Raw genomic sequence first — 22,631 nt, forward strand, 5'->3', positions numbered from 1 at the left:
CTTCAATTCCCATTCATATGATCATTATTTAGTTGAGAGCGATTTAACATCGAGCCCGATGAACCTGCTTGAGTTCCATTCGGATGATACTTGCTTACATGCCCTGTATTCCCCCCCCTCGAGGGTGTGACATTATCGGCTACATCCGCCAATCCTGGATTTCTTTTAACATCATTAATATGGTGCCAACGTGTGTCACTTGGGAATTGGCCTGTCTCTGCTATGCGCTTCCTTTCCGCAAATGACCATCCACCACTATCAGCTGTTCCAGGGTGGCCACTTTTAACAAGATCTCTTTCGGCCGACTTTGCTCCATTGACACCTCTTTGACGGGCATTCTTAACTTCTTTTGCACTACTTGCAACCCCAGGTAGTCTAAACTTTTTTGCCCCAACATCAATAGCAGCCTCACCAGCAGCTTTTCCTGCAATGATGAAGGTGGACATAGAAAGACCAGATTGTTCATACTCATCTGCAATTGCACTTGCTGTTTCAATACCTGCTTTTACGGCATCAACAGCAAGTGCCGGACCAGTCATAGAAAGAATTCCTGACATATCCCCCTTGAGTGAACCATAGCCTTTAGCAAAGTTAGGGTCATTGCCATAACTTGGGTTTTGCTTAACCGCATTCTGCTGCAAGCTACCTGCGTTAGCAATGCTGGTAAACGATGGAGATTGTACCTTAGATGCACCATTAGCTATACCTTCAGAAAGTGTTTTGGCATTGCTATTCTCTCTAAAAATACCATCACCGTACTGAATATTCTTCGTTGTACAAATATGCGATGTCGCTGAACGACATGATGCTAAATACCCCGTCGGGTCTGTGCCTGCCAGCGGGTTATTCATGATATACGAGTACGGATTCACGCTCTGGGTCGAGGTGGGGCTCTGAATAAACGGGTCCACACTCATAAACCTACCTAGGTTGTAGTCGTAAATCCGGCCGTTCATATGAATTAACTGCTGTTCATTCAAATGCTCATGGTCGGTAAAACCACGACGGTTTTTGTTGGTCACCGCTAAATCTTGCAGCTGGGATAACAGGGTATTCTTATTCTGAATATCCAGCTTATGATTATATCCAAGGTCAGTTGTGCGCCCAAAAGGGTCAAAATAACGCTGGCTGACAATATTACCGTTTTGGTCTGCCATGGTCGTCGCGCTGCCCAGCCTATCTCGCAAAGTGAACTGCAGTAAATGGCTGCGCTGTGGAGTGTAACTCAACACTGCAATGTCATCGAGGTAGGCACGCCAGCTGCCATCATTATCGATTTCATAATACTTATCGACATAATAGGTAGTGGTTGTGCTGCCTGACACTGTGCGACTTTGCTTGGCCCGCATACTATCGCTGCCATACACAAAAGCCGTTAGGGTGTTATTGTTCGGCCCCCTCCCTGAAATAGTCAGCGGCTTATCCATGGCATTATAGGTCATGGTTAAACCGTCACCGACACGCAGGTTTCCACGTTTATCATATTGAAAGTTAACTGTTGAGCCATTGAGCTTATTCAGCTGGCATACCGCATTGGGGCCTGCATTACTGTTAGCTGCGCATCCAGCATTACCTCCATAGCGATAGGCATTAGTGGCATTAGCACTGTAATCGGTCTTCTTTAGGAAGTTTCCTACTTTGTCATAGGCATAATTGACCGTGGCGGTGAAGTTCGGATTGGTATTATTAAACTGGTATTCTTCCAACCGATTCAAGCTGTCATAACGATAACTTTTGACTAGCCCTGTGACACCATTACGCTCACTGGTGAGGTTCATAAAGTCATCGTAACCGTCATAGTAATGACCGTGAATCAGGCCTAATGGCCCATCCACTTCCACACTCGACATTGTGCCTTCACTGTAATAAACCCGTGATTCAGACATCACTCTGTTGGCTAAGTTTGCGCCGGTAATATGTCCAGCCTCATCCATAGCCGTGATTTGACGATACAAATAGCCTGAGGCAGCGTTGCTGGTCTGCTCAAGGTAGCCGTAATCGTTATAGCCATATTTAAGAGTCAAACCATTAGGGTATTCCAATGCCTTAGGACGGCCATAAAAGCCATCGTACTGATGTTTAACTGTACGACTGGTGCCATCAACGGCAATCGTGGTTTGCGCCAGTTGCAGTGCCGCCGTGTAGCTATAGTTGCGGGTAACGCCATTTTCAGTTTCAGAGGTGAGTAAGCCTAACTGACCAATAATTTCTATTTTTGCATCGTTGTTAATATTACCATCCCAATAAAAAACAGCCTGGCCGGGCGCGCTGCCGCCGGTAGTGGTTTTGCTAGTGATACGACCCAGCACATCAAGCACATAAGTTTGCACCACACCGTTGGCATCGGTTTGCTTATCAAGCTCACCTAAGGTGTTATACCCAAAGACTGTGGTGCCTTGGTTAGGGTCTATTACCTGCGTTTTATGTCCAAAACCGTTGTAGGTGGCTTTAATGTCCTTGCCTGTGACTGCATAGTTGGCATCGCGTATGACTAAAGGACGGCCCGCGCCATCATAGGCAAAACGGTTGGTACCATCTTGCGCATCCACCGTTTCATACAACCAACCTTGACTGCCATAGGTGCGCGACATAGTGCGACCTTCAACATTAATATTGGTTGTCAAGCCATTATAGGTATAAATCGACTCCAACCCGCCGGAACGACCATTAGGAATCGTGCGTCTGATAGGTCTATCGAGCGCATCAAAGTCACTAAACTCGGTATAGTCGGCAGAGGTGCCATTACCGTAGGGCGTTGAATCTCGGGTCATGCGCCCTAACGCATCATAATGCTTGTCTTGGTATTGATAATCGCCATCAAAACCTTGCGTGGCGGTGCGCAGTAATCGGCCTTGACCGTCAAAATACTGCTCACTCTCGGGCATCCCCGCCCCACTCGTGCGGGTCATCACAACGGGAACGTTATCATTATCCTGTGGAGCGTTATTACCCTCATTGGCTAGCAAATAGCGCAAATAGCGAGTCGGGCTACCCGTCTGTTTGACCTGTACCGGACGACCGATACCGTCGTACTCGGTTTGGGTCACGATATTATTGGGCGCTACCACTTTAGTGGGAAGTCCTAGCCCCATATCGTATTCGGTAGTGGTGATATGACCTTTGGCATTGGTGACTTTGTAAGGCAGATAGCCATCGTCAACTTGAGTTTTACCGTCTTTGGTGTAGGTAAAGTTGTTTTGTCTCGCCGTGATGGCAGTACACGCACTACTTTGCCCTGTACTTTTAGTCCAGAGCGGTAAACCATAGCTGTTTAAGCCGGTTTGCTCGACGCGATTACAACTGGTGTTACTGGCAGTATAAGTCACTTGCGTGGGCAATTTATGCACATTGTCCCACGTATTCACCGTTTGGAGTTGCCATTGGGCTTTATCATTTGTGCCTACAGGATCATCTCCCCAAGCGCGCTGAACGGTATCGTGGCTGGTGCGTATCTCATTAAATTTGTTAAGCCACCAGTTGCTGGTATCAACGGCAAAACTGGTTTCAGTGGTATTGGTATAGGTGTTAGCTTGACCCTTAATGTAATCCGTAAGCTTTTGTGTGTGCTTCTTGATATTGCCCCACTCATCCACATCGGCCGAGCCAGTTCCTACCGTCTGCTTTATCTCTGACATCAAGATCCCATCCAGATCCCATGACCTCTGCAGCGAGCTGGTCTGAATGTTATGGTACACACCCTTACTGCGCACCAGGCTTGCCTTATGCAGTGGATTATCTACCCAAGTATTGTTGACTTGATTCACTGTGGTGGAACCCACAGTCACTGTCTGTGAGGTTAATAGCCCTACACGCGGAAACTTCTGCTCAAAAACGCTATGCACGGTTTTATCCCGCTGCATATCCTTTTCCCAGATTTGATTAAACCCAGTAAAGCCTCGTCCTTGCAGGTGATACATCGCGCCTTTATAGGCATATTGGATTTCATTTTCGCCAATCTGTCCGTTGCTTTGTTTAAAGGATTGCACCACATACATGCTGGAGGCAAAATGGACATAACCAGTACCAACTTCATCATGGTCGGTTGTATAGAGTTTGGATTGTCCGGCACTGCCTTCTCCGGTTGACAGTGGGCGATAACGCCACTCACTGTTATTACCCAATCCATCCGTGACAGATTGTAGATAGTCTACGGGTTGGTAATCGCTACCAGAAGCGCCTGAGCCAGCACCATAGTTGCGTACTAAATTAAGTTGCCCCGGAACGAGGTTAGTTACATTGCCAGCGATGAATCGGCACTCCGTTGTGCCACATCCATAATTGAAGACGATATCCGCTAAACCATTACCGAAAGCATCTATTAGTGCAGTATGAGTTGCCGCACCATACAAGGGGAGGCTCGTATCAAGAGTGGCATCAGTCTCATCAAATTTAAGGACGGCATAGCGATAAATACTATAATCAAACTGCTCATTAACAGACTGCAAACTATGTTTCGTTTTTAAGGGGTAAATCTCATTATAAATATCATCTCCACATATCTCTTTGGCCTCTCGTACTTTGGTCGTCTTAAACACCATCATTTTATAACAGGCTGTGATAACTCGCGTTTTGGGAAAAATTATCTCATCTCTACCATCACCGTTAACATCCATTACCCTAAATGAGTCGGCATAATAGGGAACTGTTCGCCAAATAGATTCCCTCGTATCTTCTGTACCATAGGATTCATTATAAACAAATGACCTGGTATTGAGCGTTTGACCCGTCTCTTTAGGCTCATCAAAAAAACCACCTTTATTCAGCCTGACAAATAATTTACTGCCATTAATATCGGGCTTATAAAAGCCTAACCAATCGTTGAGCCCATCCCCATTTATATCGGCATATATTTGGAATCGCATCCAGCCATTACCCAATTGGTCATAGTGAGAGTCATCTTCAAAATTTAATGGATTAACGCTAAGATTTAACCAACCTTGCAGATCAGGTGTAACCAATAACAAATTAAAAGGCCTTAAGCCATTGTAACCATTGCCACTTGTAGCATAAATAAAATCACCAAAGCCGTTACCATCAATGTCGCCTACAAAGCTAAAATTATCCTTGGCATTACCATCAACATTTTTTAAAGTGAATAATTTTTGCTTACGTGCATTTGAGTAAGGCTGACTAATGTTACGGCTATGTGGATAAAAGTAGACTTCCGACTGGTTATAATCATAATGCAACATAACAAGGTCTGGATAGCCATCACCATTCATATCGCCAATATGTACTATTGATGACGACCGGCTACTCACAACAATATCCGTATTTTTCCATACTAAGTTACCATTGATACTGATAGCGTATTTTATAAGATTTTTAGCCCAATCAATGATGACAGGGTCCGTTTTCCCATCTAAATTGATATCAGCATTATGACACTGCATCGCTGACGTAAGCTTATTAAAAAAACAATTATCAATGGTGGCATTACTTGGGCTAAATTCACCTTCAGCATTCACATTATAGTTAGGCCAATCAGTAGAACCATCGCCATTACGATCGCCGCTTGGCAGTACCAGTTCGAGTGATCTTTGACTCTTTACTGGTGTTGGATCAGTTTGGTAATTAATCGCACTATCAAGCCAAGAAAATTGTGTCAGTGGAGTACATTGATTCGCAATGTTTTTAGCATCACATTGGCTCACATTTCTGAGTAAACTTCTGCTCGTCGCCTGACTGGAAGAATACTCAAACTTAAATGTTGCTAACGCCTCACCTTGTTCAGCATAGGTGTGGATCCTATGTAGTCGTCGTGTTGATAAGAGGAGCCCACCACGCATGTAACTTTGATGTTCATCTGTACGCATCTCATACTCAAACTCAACGCGTCTATCACCATGACTGCCGTTGCTGCCCGTATAGTAAATAGTACTTAACAGGTTTTCCCCTTTAACTGAATTATCATATTCATAATCTATTGTATTCATGCCATTTGAAGAGGACTCTTGAGTCACTTTCCAATTAAGGGTCCTTGTAAGCCCACCATTGGGTGATGAGTGACTATCAGGTTTAGTGCCATAGGTTGCCGAATTTCCATCAGGTTTATAGACAGTAAAACGACTATTACTGTCATTGATATTGCCGTGCTGAACCACTTTGACGAAGGAGTCCATCTCAGTTCGATATTCGGTATTACCTGTTCCATAGGTGCCTGTAATGGCAATCAAACGCTGACCGTCAAGACACAACCTATCGGTCGTGGCGTTAAACGTTACCGCACGGGTAAAGCCATCTTGGGCAAAGGTTGCACCGCAGCGACTAATGCTTGACCCTGCATTGAGTGACCAACCCACCCCTAAAATGCCATTTCCCCCTTGGGAGTTATAGCTAAGCGATACAGATGGCTGAACGCCATTACGTCCTGGCGGTAAATCGATGGGTATTTGATAACTAGCTTGACCACCCGATACGCCAGCTTGCCCTTTAACCGATGCAGCATTGAGATCTACAGCATCAGAAGGTGCAGTGTCACTGCCGCCGGCATCTGCAACCGATACCCGAGATAGATTTTTCCAATCACTGCCAAGCAAGGGCAAAGTCACCTGCGTATTGCTCGATAACTTCCAAGCACTGCACGCTGTAGTGCAAGCACGTACTTGATACTGATAGGTGCCAGAAGTGAGCCCCGACAACGCATAATTTGTGGCCGTTCCAGAATACTTAGCGACCCAAGCGCCACCATTCACTCGTTGCTGTAGCTCATAACGCGCAGCGCCATTGACGCTCGACCAAGAAACACTAAAAGCCCCAGTTGCATTGGTTGCTGGTGCGGAGATCGACGTTGGTATCGTTGGAGTTGTCGGCGCAGAAGGGTTGCCAACAATGATAGCCGCACTATAGGTGCTACATGCCGAACTTATACAGGCATTGATACGATAATAATAACTAGAGATACTTTTACCTGCGAGATATGTATCACGAGCGCTTGTCCATCCTGGGCAAACTGTTCCTGTATCACCACCAAATACTGGCGAAAATGACATTAATATCGGGGGGGGAGATGTATCTTCAACAGGATCACCAAGTCCACGATAAACTGTATTCCAAATGTTGCCATCGGTAGACTCTTGGATATTTACAGTGGTGACATCGCAATTAATGTTCCAGCGCAAATTAACCATGGTATTTACTTTACTACCACTGAGAGAGGGGGTTCCAGGAGGAAGCACAGCATAACTATCTGTCATCCATACTAGACAAAGCAATAACATAAAAGCGGCAAAAGATGATTTACGGCGCAGCGTCCACAGTGGCAACATGACATTCCCTTTAGTTCAAGATCCTTTTTTTGTCAAATTAGAATACAAAAATAAAAACATGCCAGCAACATAAATGAAACGTGTTGTTTGAAAAGAATTTTTTGCGAACGAGAAAAATGATACTTCAACATTTTCTAATGTGAATATTGAAACGTTCACATTCTTAGGCGTGGCCTAGCTTTTCAATACCGCAATCGAGATGATTTCGATGGTAATTATAAAAATAAAAACGAATTAAAAATCTAAGGCGAAAAGAATCTATGCAGATCATCCCACCCAACAAAAAGGCCGCTAATGCGGCCTCGATATTCAATCCCCTTCCCTTGCTCTTCTCGCTCCCCAAGCAACCACTAAACATCCCCTAATTCATCCTATCTAGCAGTGCCATTTCGGCTTTTCTTAACCAGAAGATGTATGACTTTTTACTGTCAAATCCCATTAAGGCCCACTGCTCTTTGCACAGGTAATGGGCGCGGATGGCACGTTTGCAGTTAATCGATAACTGCTCAACGAGCTGGTCAAAATGGGCGACATGGGCAGGCACGTTGAGTTCGTGCTTTAAGTTGCCGCCGCCCAAGGCTTCGCCTAAACGGTCGCAGGCGCTGCGGTTTGAAAACCCCTTGCCCAATTCTTGGTACACCCAATAACGGCCCCAGCGATACAGCCCTAACCGCAACGCCTTAATGTTCATCCTCTGCTCGGGTTCATCGCTAAAGCCCATTGGCCACCTCATTTATCTTCTCAATCGAAAGCTTAAACACATCAAGGCATATTGATGTCACATCGTCATAGGGTGCAGTAGTGCGGCCATTTTCCCAACGTTGGTAAGTGTTGCGGCTAATGCCGTAAATCTCAGCCACTTCGTCTTGGGTCATGCCCCGTAAACGGCGCCCTACTTTCAATACATCCGCGGCGCGATTAGCCATAAATCCTCCTGCGTGAAGTCCATAACTCTGTTGTGCTATTTGTTATTGTCATTGTTATCGTCACCGTCATCGTTATAACCACCCCACTAACATTGGCTCGTCTGGCTCACTCGTCTCAGTGGTCGATTGGCGCATAATCTCGGGCGCCACATCATCAAACCCCAGCGTGATTAAGTGTGCGTGGTAGGCATCCAACGCCATCAACATGCCTTTATCTAAGGTGCTGTTGACGTAAGTGCGCAGCAGTAATGGCAAGGTGTGATTCAAAATCCGCTCACCGACCATAGTATCTACGCCCATGTCAGCAATAATGGTGCGGCACAGTTTGCGCAGCGCATGGGAGGTAAACGCCTTAAACCGAATCGTTTCACTCCAATACTGCGCAGTGCGAATGCTCACCGGCCCCACTTCGCCTGGGAACAAAAACGCTCGCTTGCCCACATGCGTGTATTGCCAGTGGGCGTAATGGGTTATCAGCTTCTTGGCTGTGGGCGTCATAGGCAGTCGATGCTCTTGGCGGTTCTTGGCATTCTCGGCGGGAATAAACCAGTAATCGCCGGCAAAGTGGTCCCAACGTGCTAAACGGGTTTCACCAATGCGGGTACCGAACATCAGCATCAACACAAACAACATCGCCACCGGTCTTGCTGCATTTCGCAATGCGCTGAATAATGGGCCCACGTCCGACTCGCTTAATTGCGTGCCCACCAAAGGCGGCATCTTCAAACTCATTTGCACCCGATACCCCGCCAAGCTATTGCTGTCTAACACCCGTAAATCGGCCGCAACCGATAACGCTCGTTTCAACACTTTCACCGCTGCTTTGATGTAATTCGCCGAGTAACCCTGCGCCAACATGGGTTTGATTAAATAACTGTCCACTGCGATAAAGTTCAGCTCATTGAGTGGCAACTCACCAAAGCAGCTACTGAGATGTTTACTCACTAACGATTTACAGTTACTGCGCCAGCTGTTACTTAAGGTGCGGTTGCATTCCACATGGGTGACAAACCACGCCAGCAATTGCGCGACGTTCGCAAACTCGTTGCTGATTACCGTTTGGCCCATGCTGCGTTTTGCTAAAAGGCTAGGTAACTCGGCTAAAAAGGTCTTTAAGCACATCACTGGCCACACGCCCTGTTTTTGCCACACGGTTTTGCCCGCTTCGTTCATCACTAAATACACCGAGGCTTGGCGTCTATCGGTTGAGGCCCGTAACCGCACCGCCGGAAACTGCGTGTCCCGAAAGTCCCTTGTTATTCCTGCCCGCAACCAACGGCGCAATACCGCATCGTTTAACTTGCCTTGCTCTACGCCTGTTGCTGTCATCACCTGCGCCATCTAACCCTCCAACCGATATTCAAAGGTGTGATGGGTACCCGAGCGTATGCGCTTTACCCGCTGGTTAATCGGCATATCCCGAAACCGCGCACTTAAGGCTGTCTCGCTGTCGTGAACCCCAAAGCGGTTAAAGCTCTCTTGCTGGATTTCAAACAGGGTCCAAAACCGTTTCCCTGTGATGATACGCATTAAGCGTTCGCGCTGGGTCAGTGGTTTAGTCGCCATCGTTTGCCCCCTTAAGCCCAAGGTTTGTTCGTAGCGTGGCAATAATTGATTTCGCCTTGGCCGCCTCAGTGGGCCGCGTCACCGTTTCGGGTAATGCCTTTGGCAATTCCACATCGGTCAACTCGCCACGGCTAAAGCGCCGACACAACACTGTGTAATTACGCTCAAACGTCATTAACACGTCCTTTTCGAGCCCTGTTGCAAACATCCAACTGCCCGTCTCACGCACCGCTAAGCGCACTACATCATGGCTCCACGTATGCTTATCAGGGTGATGGTAATGGCGGGTTGCCTCCTTAAACGCCGCCTCTAACTTGGGCAGCCCTAAATCACAGGCCGTAGGTTGGCACCACAAAGCAAACTGGCGCGGTGTCGGCCAAAACTGCCTATCGCCCTGCTCGCGTCTCGCGCGATTCAGCCCCGCTTGCACTTTCTCGCGGCTCGCAATCCCCTGCGCCGCCAAGGTTTTAAGCCACTCGGCTTTGTGGGTCGCTTCGTCCTCAGGCCGTGGCGCACCCACAGGGAACAACACCCGCAACTTGCTAAACACGCTGTCCACAATCGCCATGTCCATTGCCGTCGGCTCAGGTTGGCTAACACGCCCCTGCCCAACCAGCGGCTGGCGGATTAAGGTCTGCAGTGATTTCATGCTCGCATTTTGCTTGGCAGTCATATCAAGGGGTCCTCAGGGTCATACACCGCATGGCGCCAATCCACTTGCCCAACAGCGGTGGCCATCGGTCTTGGCAACGGCGTTAGCCAATGGCGTTCGCGGATAAACTTGGTAATGCCGAGCACAAACTGGCCATTAGCGCTAAAGCCCCAACTCGTATCCAGCGCCGCGGCCTCCTTCAACCAGGTCACCGCCAACACACAATCGGCATCGGTCAGCTTTTCGGCCTTCCACGCTTTCCACGCAGCCGAATCCGAGCCACCTTTGCGATGGGCGGGATACGCTTTGAAAAATGCATTGAAAACCGACTTAGCACTCGTTGCTGGACAACTATCTTTTAAAGATTCATTGATAGATTCAAGATTGATAGATTCTGGGTGAACCAGATTCACTAGGGGTGGTGAACCACGTTCACTAGCTGGTGAACCATATTCACTAGGGGGTGAATTTGCTTCACTAGGGGGTAGTGAACCACATTCACTAGGGGGCAAATCTGCGCCATTGGGGGATAGTGAATTTGCTTCACCCCCTAATACAGCGGCATCTCCCTTGCATTTTGGCGCCATCGGCTCAAAACGAATGTGGAAAATATTGGTGGAGTTACCCTTCTCGCCCTTGCGATATTCGCGCCGTAAAAAGCCGTCATCCTCCAACGTTTTTACGTGGTTCATTACACTGCGGCGGGTTATCTCACACTGCTCTGCAATGTTCTGGTAACTCGGCCAGCATTCGCCTTGGTCATTGGCGTTATCAGCAAGCTTGATCAACACCAGCTTGCGCAGTGGATTACCCACCTTGGCCTTCATCGCTTTTACCATCAATTCCATACTCATAAGTCACCCCCAAACGGAGCAACCCACAAACTCGAATTGACGCAAACCCCATGCTTCAGTAACATGATATTGCCTCACTTAGGTATTAAGCCCGCGTTCGTCGCCAAACTTCAGCGGGCTTTCTTATGTCTACAGCAACGGGTCAACTGCAATGCGCCCCGTTGCCCTCCGCTCGCTCGCCTTCACTGCCAAGCAAGTAAACCTCGTGCGCCAAGTTACTGCGCAACTGGCTAAAAAAATCACGCCGTTTAATGTGCGCGTTGCGGCTTTTCGCTATTGCACTCATATCAGCCGCGCCTACATCCACCGCCAATTGCGCAATAGAACGCTCCGCGCGTTGTTCTTCCATCAGCAGATAATTCATAATCCAATCAATGCTCACCGTCGGTAGCAACAACTGCTTGCCACTGCCCAGCAGCGCCTTTTCCACTATGTCGGTCGCGATAACCGCCCAACGCTCGGGGCGACTATGCTGCAATTCATCGCAGTTCCTTAACACCTCAACCATTCGGCCCACCTGCGTTCGCCTAAACAACTCCGCCGTGGTATGCCCATGAAAACAGGCAATGTCTTTGCCCATGTTCACGCCACTTAACGCTGCCCGTTCAGAGGTTGCCGCGCTAAGCTCATTGGCGTTAGGCTCAGTGCTATTAGGCATGTTCGACTTAGATTTAAGCGCCATCGCCTTAAGCATTAACTGCCTTGCTTGCATCATGAGTAACGTCACTTGCGCGGTTTCCATCTCGGCCACGGCGGGCCCATCAGCACGGCTAACTTGCCCATGCACCGAACACGCGGCGCCGCCCTCCAAACAACAAATTAAACATTCAGGATCAAACATCGTTTATCCTCCTCACTGCCACTTAGGTATCAAGCCCGCATTCGTCGCCAAACTGTGGCGGGCAATTTGATAACGGCGTTTTGTACGCGCCCAGTTATCACTTAACTGATTTGTGAACATGTCATTCACTCCTTCTTTTATTCCAACAAGTCATTTCAACAACTCATTTCAACAACTGCCACTTATGCCCATTGGCACACACGGCGCGTTTCGAGCCCGACTTGGTTTGTTTTAAAGCCAAACCGCACTGGCCACACGGCACATCAGCCACCCGCTTAAGCATTACCGCATTAATCTGTGCGCTGTGATTAGCTCGTTTAGGCCGATAACCTAACGCCCGCGCCACTTTCACATACTCTTTCGCAATCCATTTGCCATCGGGTTCTAAGTGCAAACCGTCGCCGATCATGTCACCCAAGCGGACCAACTGCTGATGCAGCTCAGTCTTAGCGCTGGCGATAACATTGATGTTTAGGTTTGATTGCGGCATCGCGGTCACTTCTCGGCCGCGTATTGCGCCGCCTTACCGCCATGACTCGCTAAATACGGATACGCCAGCTCTAACGCCGCCATGCTGGCTTGCGTGGTCGCCGCCGACTCTTTTAACTCGCGGTGCGCCGCCACTAACTGCTCGCGCTTGGGCTCATCGCCCAAATGGATCACCGCCACTTGCGCCTCGGCGTTCTCTTTGGTTAACGATGCCGCCATATCGGCCACATGCAACACATGGCCGTCACTCATGCGATCAGCAATAACCGTCACCCCAGTGCAACCAAACACATCGTTGAGATACTGCACCCGCAAATGCTCAGGCAGCGCCGCCACCAGTGCTTGTTCAACATGAAACAAGCGATCCGCCTGCGGATGCTGGCCCTCGTACTGGCCAAGCCAACGGAACAGCTTTTGGGCATTTATCCGCGCATCGTTGTGCACGTCTTGCGTGCTGGCAAAGCTAATGCCCTCCGCGGCTAACACCTCGCTTAGCCCAAGGCGCTCAACCGCCGCAACAAAATCTATCGCCAGCGCAAAGCGCGTCATCTTGGGCAACTCCAACACTCGATGAATCGTTTTCATCAACAAATTCAAACGGCTATCTTTTTTATGTGAATTGGTTTTCATGCTAATAAGCCTCTCTCTGTTAATTTACAGTTGTAGGAAGTACAAATGAGTTTGGATTGGTAGTATTGACGGTCTGATAGAGTCGCTTTTAAATTCAAGCGGTTGCCTATGGTATGAACTAAATAAATTGCATCACGTAGATATAAGCAACTATTGCAATTTACAGATTTTACTTTGCTAAAGAGTGCAAAAATCTGTTTAGACATGCTCCCTGAATGCCTACCTACTTCATGTTTTTGCACATCTGCATATAACGGATGAATAACTGAGAGTAATTGATGAATAAAAACAATTTTTTTCATATAGTTACCACCATTACACATAAAGTAATTATGCAGCTTCATTTGGATGTGGAAATAAATCGCTCAAGTCAGGGCGGATCTTGTATGCAGGAACGGCTCCATGAGTTGCCTTTTCAATTCGTTTCGCATTTTCTGCTGAAACTTTTTTCCGGCCATGAAGCCATGCACAAACTGATGGCTGTTTTACGTTGCAGGCATCAGCAAGTTTCTGCTGACTTCCTAGTACATTTATAGCCTGAGCAATAGCTTTTACAGCCATAAAATATCTCCACTCATTTAAATTAACCAAATAATAGCCAAAGGTATTACCAATGTAAATAGCTTTAGGTATTTGACGAGATATAACTATGGCTATAAATTTCATTTATGAATAAAAATGAATCTTTTGCGGATAGATTAAGAACGGCCATGGATGAGGCTGGTTATACTCAAGCATCACTAGGTGAGGCTATAGGCATGGCGCAACCAAGCGTCTGGAAACTAACAACGGGTAAAACTAAGAACACTAGAAAACTATATGAAATTGCTAAAGTTTTGAGAGTAAGTCCTGAGTGGCTTCTTAATGGTCGCGAACCAAAGAAGATGGGCGAGCAGCCAAGCAGACAACAACAGATACCCGAGAAAGAAGAATGGGGCACCCTTGACACCTGGGATGATTCAACCCCCATTAATAGCGATGAAGTTGAGGTACCATTTTTGCGAGATGTTGAATTTGCCTGTGGTGATGGAACTTTTAATGATGAGGATTACAACGGCTTCAAGCTAAGGTTCTCTAAATCCACTTTACGTAAAGTTGGTGCAAATACAGATGGTTCTGGAGTGATTTGTTTCCCTGCAAGAGGTAACAGTATGGAACCATATATTCCTGATGGAACAACTGTTGCAGTTAACACGAACGATAAGAAAATTGTTGATGGGAAAATTTATGCCATCAACGAAAATGGATGGAAACGAATTAAAATACTACGCCGCTCATCGCCTGATAAGCTAAACATCTTAAGTTTTAATAGTGATGAGTATGAACCTGAGGACAAACCCGCTGAATCAGTAGAGGTAATAGGCAGAGTTTTTTGGTACTCAGTTATCGTTTAATCACCTTTATTTTGGGTCAACTCCTCCAGTAACTGGTTGTATTTTCACAACCCTTGCCTTAACACTAAATCAAAATAAAACCGCTATGCGGTTTTATTTTTTCCCACTGACTACACTTAACGGCCAAGAACGTTAAGTCGTGAAAATTACATCAACTCACCTGCATTTCTTGCAAAATATTTGATTGTCTTACGAAAAAAATCACTTTAAAACCCTCAGAAATATACCCAAAGCAATATTTATTGCTTTGGGTATTTACACATCAAATAGCTTTAGCTATATTAATTACAGGAACGCTTCATGAGCTTTAACAAAAGCTAAACCATACACGACTGACCGCCCTTTCGAGCTTACTCCCAATGGGCACTACCGAGGACAAGGAAATGATTCTAGCGAAAGTTCACACCACACCTAAGCAACGCGATGAGTTTCGTCTACTGGTTGCGATACGTTTTGCCTGCTTGATGGCGCTGGCCAAGGGCCACACCGACCCAATGGATTGCCCACGGGTGCAAGCCCGCTGCAATGAGCTGGTCAAGCATTTTGCCTATCACCACCCTAGCCCTGCCTTTTACCGCCAGTTCATCCGCCACACGGGCGAACTCGGGCTCAACTTCTGCCTGCGCTTTACTGAGCCCCAACAAGGTTTGTACGGCAAGGTGATGGTGTGGCGTAACGACTCGCAAGCCGTCACTAATGTGCATCCGCTGCACACGATGACGCCAGCCGCGCCGGTCGGCCGCTAAGTCACGATTTAGGCAACCAAGGGGTGATGGTCCATATCCCGATAACGATTACGGCGACAGTTTCACCTTGTTGGAGGCATTTATGTTTTTTGTTTACGGCGTGTCCATGACCTTAGCGAAAAATCAAGCGGCCAAAAAGTGCAGCACCTCAGTCGGTGCGCACCCTAACCGCCGTCAACTGAGCCCCGACGAGTACCAAGCAAAGTTGGATGATATGGCGAAGCACTTGTTTGAAACCATGAAGCCACAACGCCTGTCGCATTCGTTATCGACGCCCGCGCTGTGCCAGCAATATATCGTGTTAGCCATCACCCAAGAAGCCCACCGCGATGTGCATATTCGCTATCACAAGCTCTCGGACAAGGTGAACCCCAAAACCAAGAAACCCATCATTAATCTGGTGGTGTTTAACGGCGAAGCCGCAGCTTAGCCCTGCGGTGTGTGATGACGAGAGAAGGAAAGCAGCATGTTAACTGATGACAAACCGCTACACAGCGATATCAAAATCGGCGTTGGCCATATCGTCGCGTTTAAGGAAGGTTGGATGTTGCCCGGTGGCAAGTTTACCACCGACCGCACTGTCGCCATTCGTGCCGCCAAAGGTCTGCACCGTTTCTTGGTTAGAAGATAAGGAAATCAATATGAGCCAACACATCGAAATCCCCGCATTCTTGCTTGAAATGTCTCAGCAAATGCACCAACAAGATAATCGCATTACTGCGGAGCCAATCTGGCAAGTGCGCTGCAAGCGCTACTTAGTGACTCAAGAAGGCTACAACGATCATCACTGGGAGATTTTTTACGGTGAAGACGGCGATTATTCAACGCTCTATCGCTCTGATGATGGCGATAAAAGCAACCTTGCTGAATGGTTGCTAGAGCATGATGCCCAATGGTGCAAAACGTGGTTATTCGAGAACGACAAGATCGAATCTTATCACGATGAAATCGAATCATTTGCCGACGTATTCACTCAAGCATTTATCGAAGATTTTGATGTTGATTCAGATCATTACGACTTGCCATCAAACCTCACCAAACTTCACTTTCAAGAAATTGAAGAGGTCATTAAATCCTGCCTCACCGAAGCTGATGCGAATTGGTTTATCAGGCGTAAGCAGCATGATTACCCACATCTATATACCTATGTCGCGTCAATGTATTTGTGCCCTCAAATGATTGAGCTACGCAACTGGATCCTGTCACTGACTCAGGCAGAGGTGGTGGCATGAGCCCATTATTTTACCTACGCGATTCGCGCGGCAATGTTGGCAGCACTTGCATGTTTTGGGCAGACCGTGGCGGCTATACCAGCAACTTAGAACTAGCTGAGGTGTTTACCCTTGAAGAAGCACAGCGCCAATTTAATAGCCGTCACACTGACGTTCCACTTAGCAAGGAGCTTGTCGATGAGCAATCAACCGTGCGAGTTGATCACCAGTATCTTGGCGATGAAGGTGAAAAGTCAGGCTGTAATGAGTACGTGATTCGCATTGGGGATCGCACTGATGGCAATGATGTTTATTGGCTAACAGTCGATTTTAGCTCTGTAAGTTACAAGGCATCTGCCGTGTTTGCATACCAAGTTGCGCTAGTCAGAGTAAACGAACTCAAGACACAAGGTATCGTTGCCACTATCTATGCCAAAACCGACATAGACGCCATCGCACGCCGCACTTTCCAAGCTGCCAACATCAACGAGCGCAGCATGATCACTGCTGCTGGCATTCGTAAACCCAAGCGACCACGCCCCCGCCGCACCACAGGTAAAACGCGTGGCAATTGCCCACATTGTGGCTGCATTACTTGGGGATTAAATCCTTACGAAGCCTATAGCTGTGCTGATCAATATAGCGAACGCATGAAGCTTGATTTCACGGTATCCATAAGCTGCGAAGAATTGAAGGCAAGGAGAAAGGCAGCATGAACCACTTACTCCCAGGCTTTGAATCACAAGAGCGCGTTGCATTATTGCTGTCACTCACTCGCATTAGTTCGCCCGAGGTGATTGCCGCGTTAACGCTGCATTACACCAGCGCCCTGCCCGCCGAACGCGCGGCCGCTCGCCACGGTATTGAACTGTCGAACTTTATGCGCGGACAAAAGAAGCTAGAGCAAATCGCCGCCACGGTCGAGGCCATTAAAGCCATCGACTGGGCCAAGCTGCAATTAACTCATTTGCAATCAAGCTCTTTGCTAACAACTCCTTTGCAACCGAAGCAGGTGGCCTAAATGACTCAATCAGCGGCGTTTCGCCATCTGTTAAATCATTACCGCAGCCATAAGTTGAGCCTGTTACTCAAGGCCACAACGGGCGACAGCATCAAAATCGCGCTAGCACTGGGCGCGTTAGATTGTCTGTACTGGCAAGCCTTGGGCAACGGTTTAACCAACCTCGCCAAAGGCATTAGCCGCACCATAGTGTATTCGTACCGATATCACCCAATGCGCCTGCCCTGCCATTCGCCAGTCAGCCAAACCAGCGACAACCAAAACATGGAGGCGGCATGAATACGTTTAGCACCAAAGATGGCGTGGTCACATTATCTAAGCCCTACTCCACCTTGATGTGCGATCTGCAACAAATCGAAGTGAAGTACACCCCCAACAACTACCACGGTTGGGGCATTTGTAAGTCTTTTAACGCCATCGAGTGCAGCGACTTCGGCCAAGCCGACGCCGAAGTATTTGCACTTAACGCAGAATCAAAACTCAGAATAAAAGGAGAAGCAGCATGAACACACCCAAGATTAAAGCGTTTCAAGTACAAGAACATTGCGAGGGCGCCGCGTGCATTGTGTTTCATCAACATGCTGCCGCCGCTCGCCGCATAGGTGCGGGCGAACTCAATCTGACCTTTGAAGATGATATGTCAGTCACTCGCTGCCCTGAATATGACCAATACGTTGAGCAAGGCAACGTGCCTTATCAAGTGTTACTGGCCGATGGTTGGTGTTTTACCTGTTACCACTGCGGCAACCCAATTAAAGCCGAAGACAATGAAGGCAATGCGACGGACATTGAAGCGGTGATCTGCATCGGCGAGGCGTTTTATTGCAACGCGGCGTGCCATTCACAAAAGCAAGCTGACGTTGCGCAGCACAATGCCAAGGCCGAAGCCTTTAAGCAACAGCTGTTATCACTGCGCCCTGATCTGACCTTCACGGCGTTTAACGGTGCATATCCACAACTGTATTGCACTGCGACATTTACTTTTGAGGGTGCTCAATATGGCGGCTCAGTGGCCTATGACAAGGCTGGCGAGCTTGATTGGCGAGTATCAAACACTGATTTGCCCGCATGGCAAACATATCAAGCCCAGCGCCAAGGAGAAGCAGCATGAACCCGATACAAGCAGCAACAGTTGAACGTGAAGAAGGTTATTGGACCCATCCAGATATGCCCGAGTGGGATGAAGGTGTGACCCGTGTGGAGTGTGAAGCATGGGCGGCACGCCAAGGCGGCGAGTTTGTAGCGATTTGGTTTGAACTCGATGCCACTGAACATCAGATCGAGCGTTACTTTGACGAGGGCGACACCGATATCAGCGATTGGCAACCCGTTTGCGACAAGGCCGGCTCATTCTTGCTGAGTATTCACGACACCGAAGATGGCCCCGTCGCACTGTTCTTCGCACCGAAGGACAAAGAAGCAGCATGAAGCAATCTGCAGGAAGCAGCAATTTTCAACCAGCGCCCAAAGTTCGATTTATCGTCAACTGAAAGCCGAGAACAAGCCGTTATCGCTCGATTTGAAATACTAGGAGTCTAAAATGTCCTATAGAAAACCTTCCAAACTAATGAGGGCCAGTGAGTGGTCTGAACGTGAGTTTGCAGCCAATTCCGCGCCTCAAAATCGTACCATTAAAGGTTGGATTTTACGTGGAGTGATTCGCGGGCTCATTGTAGATAACAAGGTCTATGTTTACGAAGACCAGCACTTTGGTGTGGCGCCCGCCGTTAGCAGCGCGGTGTCTGATTTAATTGCAGCCTCAAGGTAATTAACATGGTACGCCCAAAAAAGTCGCATAATAAAAATCTGCCTCAGCATCTAATGTTTGATAGCTCCAAGGGCACTTACCGCTTTACGCTGGTAAATGGTGTTCGCAAAACATTAGGTAAAGATAAAGTGCAGGCGATTCAAATTGCGGTTGAGTACAACCGCATTATGCGACCTACCGTTGGGTTAACGGTGGATCAATTGATTGAAGCCTCATGCGCCTCACCTCAAGCTGATGGACTGTCCTTTGCCAGCCATGTGGACCGCCTTTTAGAGTTGATATTTAAAGAGGAAGCACCAAGTAAGCAACTGGGCAGCACTATGCGCAACGATGCCGAACGGGTTAAAACCTATTTTGCTGAGGTTAGCAGCCAAGATATTAGCCTTGAGCACATCAACGGCTATCTAAACCAATACCATCCTGATGCCAGCCCCAATGTGCATAACCGCAAACTTGGATTTTTGGAGAAACTGATTAACTACGCGATCGACCAGTCCATCATGTTAGATAATCCGGCCTCTCGAAAGATGAAAAAACGCAAAACCAAAGGTAAGGAACGCCAACGCTTAAGCTTTGAAGTGTATCAACAAATCCATGCTGCGGCACCACTGTGGTTACAAACGGCGATGGACCTTGCTTTGCAATCAACCCAAGCACGCCTTGAAGTATCGCGGATAAAATACAGCATTAAAAAACCTAAGGATGGGCAATGCGGCTGTATTTGGTTTGAGGCTCCGGTTGATGGGATCTTTGGAACGCTGTTTATCCATAGGCAAAAAGTTGAGGAAAAGGAAGCCAGCCATGTGGCAATCCCTATCGGTGAGGTATTAAAGGCCGTTATTGATAAAAGTCGTGATGGAGTGCTTTGTCCTTATGTGGTTCATCGCCGACCAGACAAACACAATAAGCAAAGTGAAGCGACTGATCACCGCTATCAGCTCGATCCTAATTATCTCAGCAGAGCGTTTTCAGCATTAAGGGATGAGTTAGCGTTGTTCAATCATTTAGAAATGAGCCAGCGCCCAACCTTCCACGAGATCCGTGCGCTTTCCGCCAGATTGTTTTCTGATATGGGTGTTGATCCTCAAGGCCGAATGGCTCACACCGATGCTAAGTCCACCAAAATCTATGTGCGGGATCATCTGCAATGGACTGAAGTACCTCACGCTGAAATTAAATTCAGCCATTAATAAAACTAATGCAACCAGCGCACTTGACCACTGTAATTCTGAAACCCGTTTCACCCCGATTTCACCACAGTTTCACCACCTCTAAGCAGTAAAAAGCCAAATTATAGACACAAAAAAGCCCGCAACTGATTAAGATTGCAGGCTTTTTTGTTTATGAATTTGGTCGGTATGAGAGGATTCGAACCTCCGACCCCTGACACCCCATGACAGTGCGCTACCGGGCTGCGCTACATACCGAAATTGTTTAAGTGAATTGTATTATCAGCGTTGATTTAGTCCGTTATAACTTACTGGCTATTTCAAGCTAATTTTTTAAATCACTTATCACCTAAGATACTGTTTATGGGGTTTATCTTAAGTGAGCCAGAACTGTAGCAATTGCCTTGCAACTGCGCAAGGGCTTCATGAGATCTCTTTGAACAACTGCTTAGTTTATGTTCTGAATGACACAATTTTCATCGATAACGGTTCTGAAATGGCCCATATATGGACCCATCCGGTTTGCAAGACATTCGATATCAATTTTGAGAAGAGTTCATTGCACCCATATATCCGGCCTGTTATCGAGGTATGCCTCTGGCCCTGATGGATATCTGCTTCTACTGTCCTTATCATCCTTGCGGCTTCGTAATGAGCCTATGGCCAGCTAAGGTTTTCAGTAGATCAGTCTGACTGTCTCATCATCAAATCAAGTGTCTTAGCAACTTGCTGGTTGGTTAATTATTAACGTTTATTGAATCTATTCAGTACTATAGTGGAAGTCGATATTCTTCGTCATGCGCCACGATAACCCATGCCATTCTCGCGAGTTTATTGGCGACGGCTACACAGGCTCGGTTAAAACCTCGGCGTTCTGCTAACTGGATTGCCCAGCAACTAAATTTATCCTGTTTATGACAACTGTGCTGTAACACAGCTCTGGCGCCGTGGATGAACAGGGTACGTAAGTAAGCATTTCCCCGCTTGCTTATTCCAAGGAGGTTATCTTTACCTCCACTGCTGTGTTGCTTGGGAACCAAGCCACACCAAGCTGAAAAGTGTCTACCATTACTGAAATCTTTACCATCACCTGCGGCGGCATAAAAGGCGGTAGCGGTGACTGGACCAATACCTGGGATAGTTTCTAAACGCTGGCAAATCACATTGTTTTTAGTTTCAGTGAGCACTTGAACGTCACAACCCTTAAGCCGTTTTTCTATATCACTAAACTCTTCATATAACTGATAAAAAATGGCCCGACCTTTGGTAGTCAGCGCATTGGTTTCATCCGCTAAAATATCTGGAAACTGTACTTTAAAAGCCGATTTACTTTTGGTTATCACAATGCCGTATTCCGCTAACATCCCTCTGACTTGATTGATTAAGGCGGTTGATTGTTTAGTTAATCGTTCGCGCATGCGGTGGAGCAGTTGCACATCTTGCTGCTCAACGCTTTTGGGTTTTACAAACCGCATGTTGGGTCGCTGCGCAGCTTCAGCGATGGCTAGCGCATCGTTGTAGTCATTTTTATTACCTTGCCGAAAAGGCACCACAAATTGAGGTGCGATTAGCTTGACGTTATGGCCCAACAGCTCAAATTCTCTGGCCCAGTAATTTGCTCCACCACAGGCTTCCATCACAATCAGACACGGCTCAATTTGAGCAAGAAAGGGAAGTAAGTCCTTGCGTCTAAGCATTTTCTTTTTGATTAACTTGCCTGCTTTATCGACACCAACAGCATGAAAAACAGACTTTGCGATATCTAAACCAATTGTAGTAATCTTCATAAGTGGACCCGTCCTCTTTCTGATGAGTTTTAGCGACTACATCGTGGCCCACTGTGAGGCCGATTAAAAGTGGATGGGTCCATTCCATTATCCATTGGTTATAGCATTCGTCAGCCTGCGACTGACGAGAATTGACCTATCTTCAGCGAAATAATCTAGTGGCACTATTTGTTTCGACAATCCATTTCTATCATCAGCTTCAACAATCTATTTACGTTATAGCTTTGTTTGGGGAGGTAATTGAATGACTGGGATAGAGGAGTTGGGTTTATTTGTGCCATAATCACAGACAGTTAGCACAAGCCATTT

Annotated in this window: 25 protein-coding genes and 1 tRNA gene; 13 read left to right on the forward strand and 13 right to left on the reverse strand. The window is 47.2% G+C overall.

The annotated features are described in order from the left end of the window. Positions 1-2 precede the first annotated feature (2 nt). From Q4Q50_RS15765 to Q4Q50_RS15815, 11 genes are all read right to left on the reverse strand, one after another. Positions 3-7,268 (reverse strand): RHS repeat-associated core domain-containing protein, encoded by a 7,266-nt coding sequence (locus Q4Q50_RS15765; RefSeq protein WP_311900139.1) that lies wholly within the window; start codon positions 7,266-7,268, stop codon positions 3-5. 361 nt (positions 7,269-7,629) lie between these two features. Beyond that, on the reverse strand, positions 7,630-7,989 hold the full coding sequence (locus tag Q4Q50_RS15770) for a hypothetical protein (RefSeq protein ID WP_115334833.1): 360 nt from the start codon (positions 7,987-7,989) through the stop codon (positions 7,630-7,632). Then, positions 7,979-8,194 carry a helix-turn-helix transcriptional regulator gene (locus Q4Q50_RS15775; RefSeq protein ID WP_006082023.1) on the reverse strand — a complete coding sequence of 72 codons (216 nt, stop codon included), beginning with the start codon at positions 8,192-8,194 and terminating at the stop codon, positions 7,979-7,981. Before Q4Q50_RS15775 ends, Q4Q50_RS15770 begins: the two co-directional genes overlap by 11 nt. A 72-nt stretch (positions 8,195-8,266) precedes the next feature. Beyond that, complete coding sequence (locus tag Q4Q50_RS15780) at positions 8,267-9,535, reverse strand: tyrosine-type recombinase/integrase (RefSeq protein WP_311900142.1); 1,269 nt, start codon at positions 9,533-9,535, stop codon at positions 8,267-8,269. Beyond that, complete coding sequence (locus tag Q4Q50_RS15785; protein ID WP_106650792.1) at positions 9,536-9,760, reverse strand: hypothetical protein; 225 nt, start codon at positions 9,758-9,760, stop codon at positions 9,536-9,538. Then, positions 9,750-10,433 (reverse strand): replication protein P, encoded by a 684-nt coding sequence (locus Q4Q50_RS15790; protein ID WP_311900145.1) that lies wholly within the window; start codon positions 10,431-10,433, stop codon positions 9,750-9,752. The genes Q4Q50_RS15785 and Q4Q50_RS15790 overlap by 11 nt, the downstream gene beginning before the upstream one ends. Continuing rightward, positions 10,430-11,266, reverse strand: coding sequence for a helix-turn-helix domain-containing protein (locus tag Q4Q50_RS15795; RefSeq protein WP_311900147.1), 837 nt, complete (start codon positions 11,264-11,266; stop codon positions 10,430-10,432). Before Q4Q50_RS15795 ends, Q4Q50_RS15790 begins: the two co-directional genes overlap by 4 nt. Positions 11,267-11,408: 142 nt before the next feature. Then, positions 11,409-12,107 carry a hypothetical protein gene (locus tag Q4Q50_RS15800; RefSeq protein ID WP_311900148.1) on the reverse strand — a complete coding sequence of 233 codons (699 nt, stop codon included), beginning with the start codon at positions 12,105-12,107 and terminating at the stop codon, positions 11,409-11,411. A gap of 163 nt (positions 12,108-12,270) precedes the next feature. Further along, a complete protein-coding gene (locus Q4Q50_RS15805) occupies positions 12,271-12,597 on the reverse strand; it encodes a hypothetical protein (protein ID WP_006082030.1) in 327 nt (108 codons plus the stop codon). A 5-nt stretch (positions 12,598-12,602) separates the two neighbouring features. Beyond that, a complete protein-coding gene (locus Q4Q50_RS15810) occupies positions 12,603-13,226 on the reverse strand; it encodes a toxin YdaT family protein (RefSeq protein WP_311900150.1) in 624 nt (207 codons plus the stop codon). A gap of 330 nt (positions 13,227-13,556) precedes the next feature. Next, complete coding sequence (locus Q4Q50_RS15815) at positions 13,557-13,892, reverse strand: transcriptional regulator (protein ID WP_311900151.1); 336 nt, start codon at positions 13,890-13,892, stop codon at positions 13,557-13,559. A 2-nt stretch (positions 13,893-13,894) separates the two neighbouring features. On the opposite strand from Q4Q50_RS15815, the gene Q4Q50_RS15820 reads away from it, so the two are divergent. The 13 genes from Q4Q50_RS15820 to Q4Q50_RS15880 all read left to right on the forward strand — a co-directional run bounded on the left by Q4Q50_RS15820 (position 13,895) and on the right by Q4Q50_RS15880 (position 20,556). Then, positions 13,895-14,620: an XRE family transcriptional regulator gene (locus Q4Q50_RS15820; protein ID WP_311900152.1), complete on the forward strand. Its 726-nt coding sequence runs from the start codon at positions 13,895-13,897 to the stop codon at positions 14,618-14,620. Positions 14,621-15,003: 383 nt separating this feature from the next. Next, entirely contained in the window at positions 15,004-15,366 is a 363-nt protein-coding gene (locus Q4Q50_RS15825; RefSeq protein ID WP_311900154.1) for a forkhead box protein, read from the forward strand. Positions 15,367-15,448: 82 nt separating this feature from the next. Then, positions 15,449-15,796, forward strand: a complete 348-nt coding sequence (locus tag Q4Q50_RS15830) for a hypothetical protein (RefSeq protein WP_311900156.1) — start codon at positions 15,449-15,451, stop codon at positions 15,794-15,796. Between the two features lie 36 nt (positions 15,797-15,832). Beyond that, positions 15,833-15,997, forward strand: a complete 165-nt coding sequence (locus Q4Q50_RS15835) for a hypothetical protein (protein ID WP_006083880.1) — start codon at positions 15,833-15,835, stop codon at positions 15,995-15,997. Between the two features lie 10 nt (positions 15,998-16,007). Then, positions 16,008-16,598, forward strand: coding sequence for an ead/Ea22-like family protein (locus Q4Q50_RS15840; protein ID WP_311900158.1), 591 nt, complete (start codon positions 16,008-16,010; stop codon positions 16,596-16,598). Beyond that, positions 16,595-17,293: a hypothetical protein gene (locus tag Q4Q50_RS15845; protein ID WP_311900160.1), complete on the forward strand. Its 699-nt coding sequence runs from the start codon at positions 16,595-16,597 to the stop codon at positions 17,291-17,293. The genes Q4Q50_RS15840 and Q4Q50_RS15845 overlap by 4 nt, the downstream gene beginning before the upstream one ends. Continuing rightward, positions 17,290-17,598, forward strand: coding sequence for a hypothetical protein (locus Q4Q50_RS15850; RefSeq protein ID WP_311900162.1), 309 nt, complete (start codon positions 17,290-17,292; stop codon positions 17,596-17,598). The genes Q4Q50_RS15845 and Q4Q50_RS15850 overlap by 4 nt, the downstream gene beginning before the upstream one ends. Then, a complete protein-coding gene (locus Q4Q50_RS15855) occupies positions 17,599-17,877 on the forward strand; it encodes a hypothetical protein (RefSeq protein WP_311900163.1) in 279 nt (92 codons plus the stop codon). After that, positions 17,874-18,104, forward strand: coding sequence for a hypothetical protein (locus Q4Q50_RS15860; RefSeq protein WP_311900164.1), 231 nt, complete (start codon positions 17,874-17,876; stop codon positions 18,102-18,104). The genes Q4Q50_RS15855 and Q4Q50_RS15860 overlap by 4 nt, the downstream gene beginning before the upstream one ends. Then, positions 18,101-18,709: a hypothetical protein gene (locus tag Q4Q50_RS15865; RefSeq protein WP_311900165.1), complete on the forward strand. Its 609-nt coding sequence runs from the start codon at positions 18,101-18,103 to the stop codon at positions 18,707-18,709. The genes Q4Q50_RS15860 and Q4Q50_RS15865 overlap by 4 nt, the downstream gene beginning before the upstream one ends. Beyond that, a complete protein-coding gene (locus Q4Q50_RS15870) occupies positions 18,706-19,026 on the forward strand; it encodes a hypothetical protein (RefSeq protein WP_311900166.1) in 321 nt (106 codons plus the stop codon). Before Q4Q50_RS15865 ends, Q4Q50_RS15870 begins: the two co-directional genes overlap by 4 nt. Positions 19,027-19,138: 112 nt before the next feature. Beyond that, the gene (locus tag Q4Q50_RS15875; protein WP_006082046.1) at positions 19,139-19,366 is read left to right on the forward strand and encodes a hypothetical protein; all 228 of its coding nucleotides are present in this window, start codon (positions 19,139-19,141) and stop codon (positions 19,364-19,366) included. Positions 19,367-19,371: 5 nt separating this feature from the next. Next, positions 19,372-20,556, forward strand: a complete 1,185-nt coding sequence (locus tag Q4Q50_RS15880; RefSeq protein ID WP_311900167.1) for a site-specific integrase — start codon at positions 19,372-19,374, stop codon at positions 20,554-20,556. A gap of 160 nt (positions 20,557-20,716) precedes the next feature. Here the strand turns inward: Q4Q50_RS15880 and Q4Q50_RS15885 are convergent. Both Q4Q50_RS15885 and Q4Q50_RS15890 read right to left on the reverse strand, forming a co-directional pair. Continuing rightward, a tRNA-Pro gene (locus Q4Q50_RS15885) sits at positions 20,717-20,793 on the reverse strand. Positions 20,794-21,305: 512 nt separating this feature from the next. Further along, the gene (locus tag Q4Q50_RS15890; protein WP_311900169.1) at positions 21,306-22,322 is read right to left on the reverse strand and encodes an IS110-like element ISSba19 family transposase; all 1,017 of its coding nucleotides are present in this window, start codon (positions 22,320-22,322) and stop codon (positions 21,306-21,308) included. Positions 22,323-22,631: the final 309 nt, after the last annotated feature.

Origin of the sequence: Shewanella scandinavica (assembly GCF_031932065.1) — a bacterium.
Taxonomy (GTDB): Bacteria; Pseudomonadota; Gammaproteobacteria; order Enterobacterales; family Shewanellaceae; genus Shewanella; species Shewanella baltica.

Bases quoted from the DNA above. Each gene is read 5' to 3' on its own strand.
- Q4Q50_RS15785 (WP_106650792.1), bottom strand. From the start codon at position 9,760: ATGGCGACTAAACCACTGACCCAGCGCGAACGCTTAATGCGTATCATC.
- Q4Q50_RS15840 (WP_311900158.1), top strand. From the start codon at position 16,008: ATGAGCCAACACATCGAAATCCCCGCATTCTTGCTTGAAATGTCTCAG.
- Q4Q50_RS15830 (WP_311900156.1), top strand. From the start codon at position 15,449: ATGTTTTTTGTTTACGGCGTGTCCATGACCTTAGCGAAAAATCAAGCG.
- Q4Q50_RS15805 (WP_006082030.1), bottom strand. From the start codon at position 12,597: ATGCCGCAATCAAACCTAAACATCAATGTTATCGCCAGCGCTAAGACT.
- Q4Q50_RS15870 (WP_311900166.1), top strand. From the start codon at position 18,706: ATGAACCCGATACAAGCAGCAACAGTTGAACGTGAAGAAGGTTATTGG.
- Q4Q50_RS15865 (WP_311900165.1), top strand. From the start codon at position 18,101: ATGAACACACCCAAGATTAAAGCGTTTCAAGTACAAGAACATTGCGAG.
- Q4Q50_RS15780 (WP_311900142.1), bottom strand. From the start codon at position 9,535: ATGGCGCAGGTGATGACAGCAACAGGCGTAGAGCAAGGCAAGTTAAAC.
- Q4Q50_RS15855 (WP_311900163.1), top strand. From the start codon at position 17,599: ATGACTCAATCAGCGGCGTTTCGCCATCTGTTAAATCATTACCGCAGC.
- Q4Q50_RS15875 (WP_006082046.1), top strand. From the start codon at position 19,139: ATGTCCTATAGAAAACCTTCCAAACTAATGAGGGCCAGTGAGTGGTCT.
- Q4Q50_RS15815 (WP_311900151.1), bottom strand. From the start codon at position 13,892: ATGAAATTTATAGCCATAGTTATATCTCGTCAAATACCTAAAGCTATT.
- Q4Q50_RS15845 (WP_311900160.1), top strand. From the start codon at position 16,595: ATGAGCCCATTATTTTACCTACGCGATTCGCGCGGCAATGTTGGCAGC.
- Q4Q50_RS15795 (WP_311900147.1), bottom strand. From the start codon at position 11,266: ATGAGTATGGAATTGATGGTAAAAGCGATGAAGGCCAAGGTGGGTAAT.
- Q4Q50_RS15890 (WP_311900169.1), bottom strand. From the start codon at position 22,322: ATGAAGATTACTACAATTGGTTTAGATATCGCAAAGTCTGTTTTTCAT.
- Q4Q50_RS15860 (WP_311900164.1), top strand. From the start codon at position 17,874: ATGAATACGTTTAGCACCAAAGATGGCGTGGTCACATTATCTAAGCCC.
- Q4Q50_RS15790 (WP_311900145.1), bottom strand. From the start codon at position 10,433: ATGACTGCCAAGCAAAATGCGAGCATGAAATCACTGCAGACCTTAATC.
- Q4Q50_RS15835 (WP_006083880.1), top strand. From the start codon at position 15,833: ATGTTAACTGATGACAAACCGCTACACAGCGATATCAAAATCGGCGTT.
- Q4Q50_RS15850 (WP_311900162.1), top strand. From the start codon at position 17,290: ATGAACCACTTACTCCCAGGCTTTGAATCACAAGAGCGCGTTGCATTA.
- Q4Q50_RS15800 (WP_311900148.1), bottom strand. From the start codon at position 12,107: ATGTTTGATCCTGAATGTTTAATTTGTTGTTTGGAGGGCGGCGCCGCG.
- Q4Q50_RS15825 (WP_311900154.1), top strand. From the start codon at position 15,004: ATGATTCTAGCGAAAGTTCACACCACACCTAAGCAACGCGATGAGTTT.
- Q4Q50_RS15880 (WP_311900167.1), top strand. From the start codon at position 19,372: ATGGTACGCCCAAAAAAGTCGCATAATAAAAATCTGCCTCAGCATCTA.
- Q4Q50_RS15770 (WP_115334833.1), bottom strand. From the start codon at position 7,989: ATGGGCTTTAGCGATGAACCCGAGCAGAGGATGAACATTAAGGCGTTG.
- Q4Q50_RS15765 (WP_311900139.1), bottom strand. From the start codon at position 7,268: ATGTTGCCACTGTGGACGCTGCGCCGTAAATCATCTTTTGCCGCTTTT.
- Q4Q50_RS15810 (WP_311900150.1), bottom strand. From the start codon at position 13,226: ATGAAAACCAATTCACATAAAAAAGATAGCCGTTTGAATTTGTTGATG.
- Q4Q50_RS15820 (WP_311900152.1), top strand. From the start codon at position 13,895: ATGAATAAAAATGAATCTTTTGCGGATAGATTAAGAACGGCCATGGAT.
- Q4Q50_RS15775 (WP_006082023.1), bottom strand. From the start codon at position 8,194: ATGGCTAATCGCGCCGCGGATGTATTGAAAGTAGGGCGCCGTTTACGG.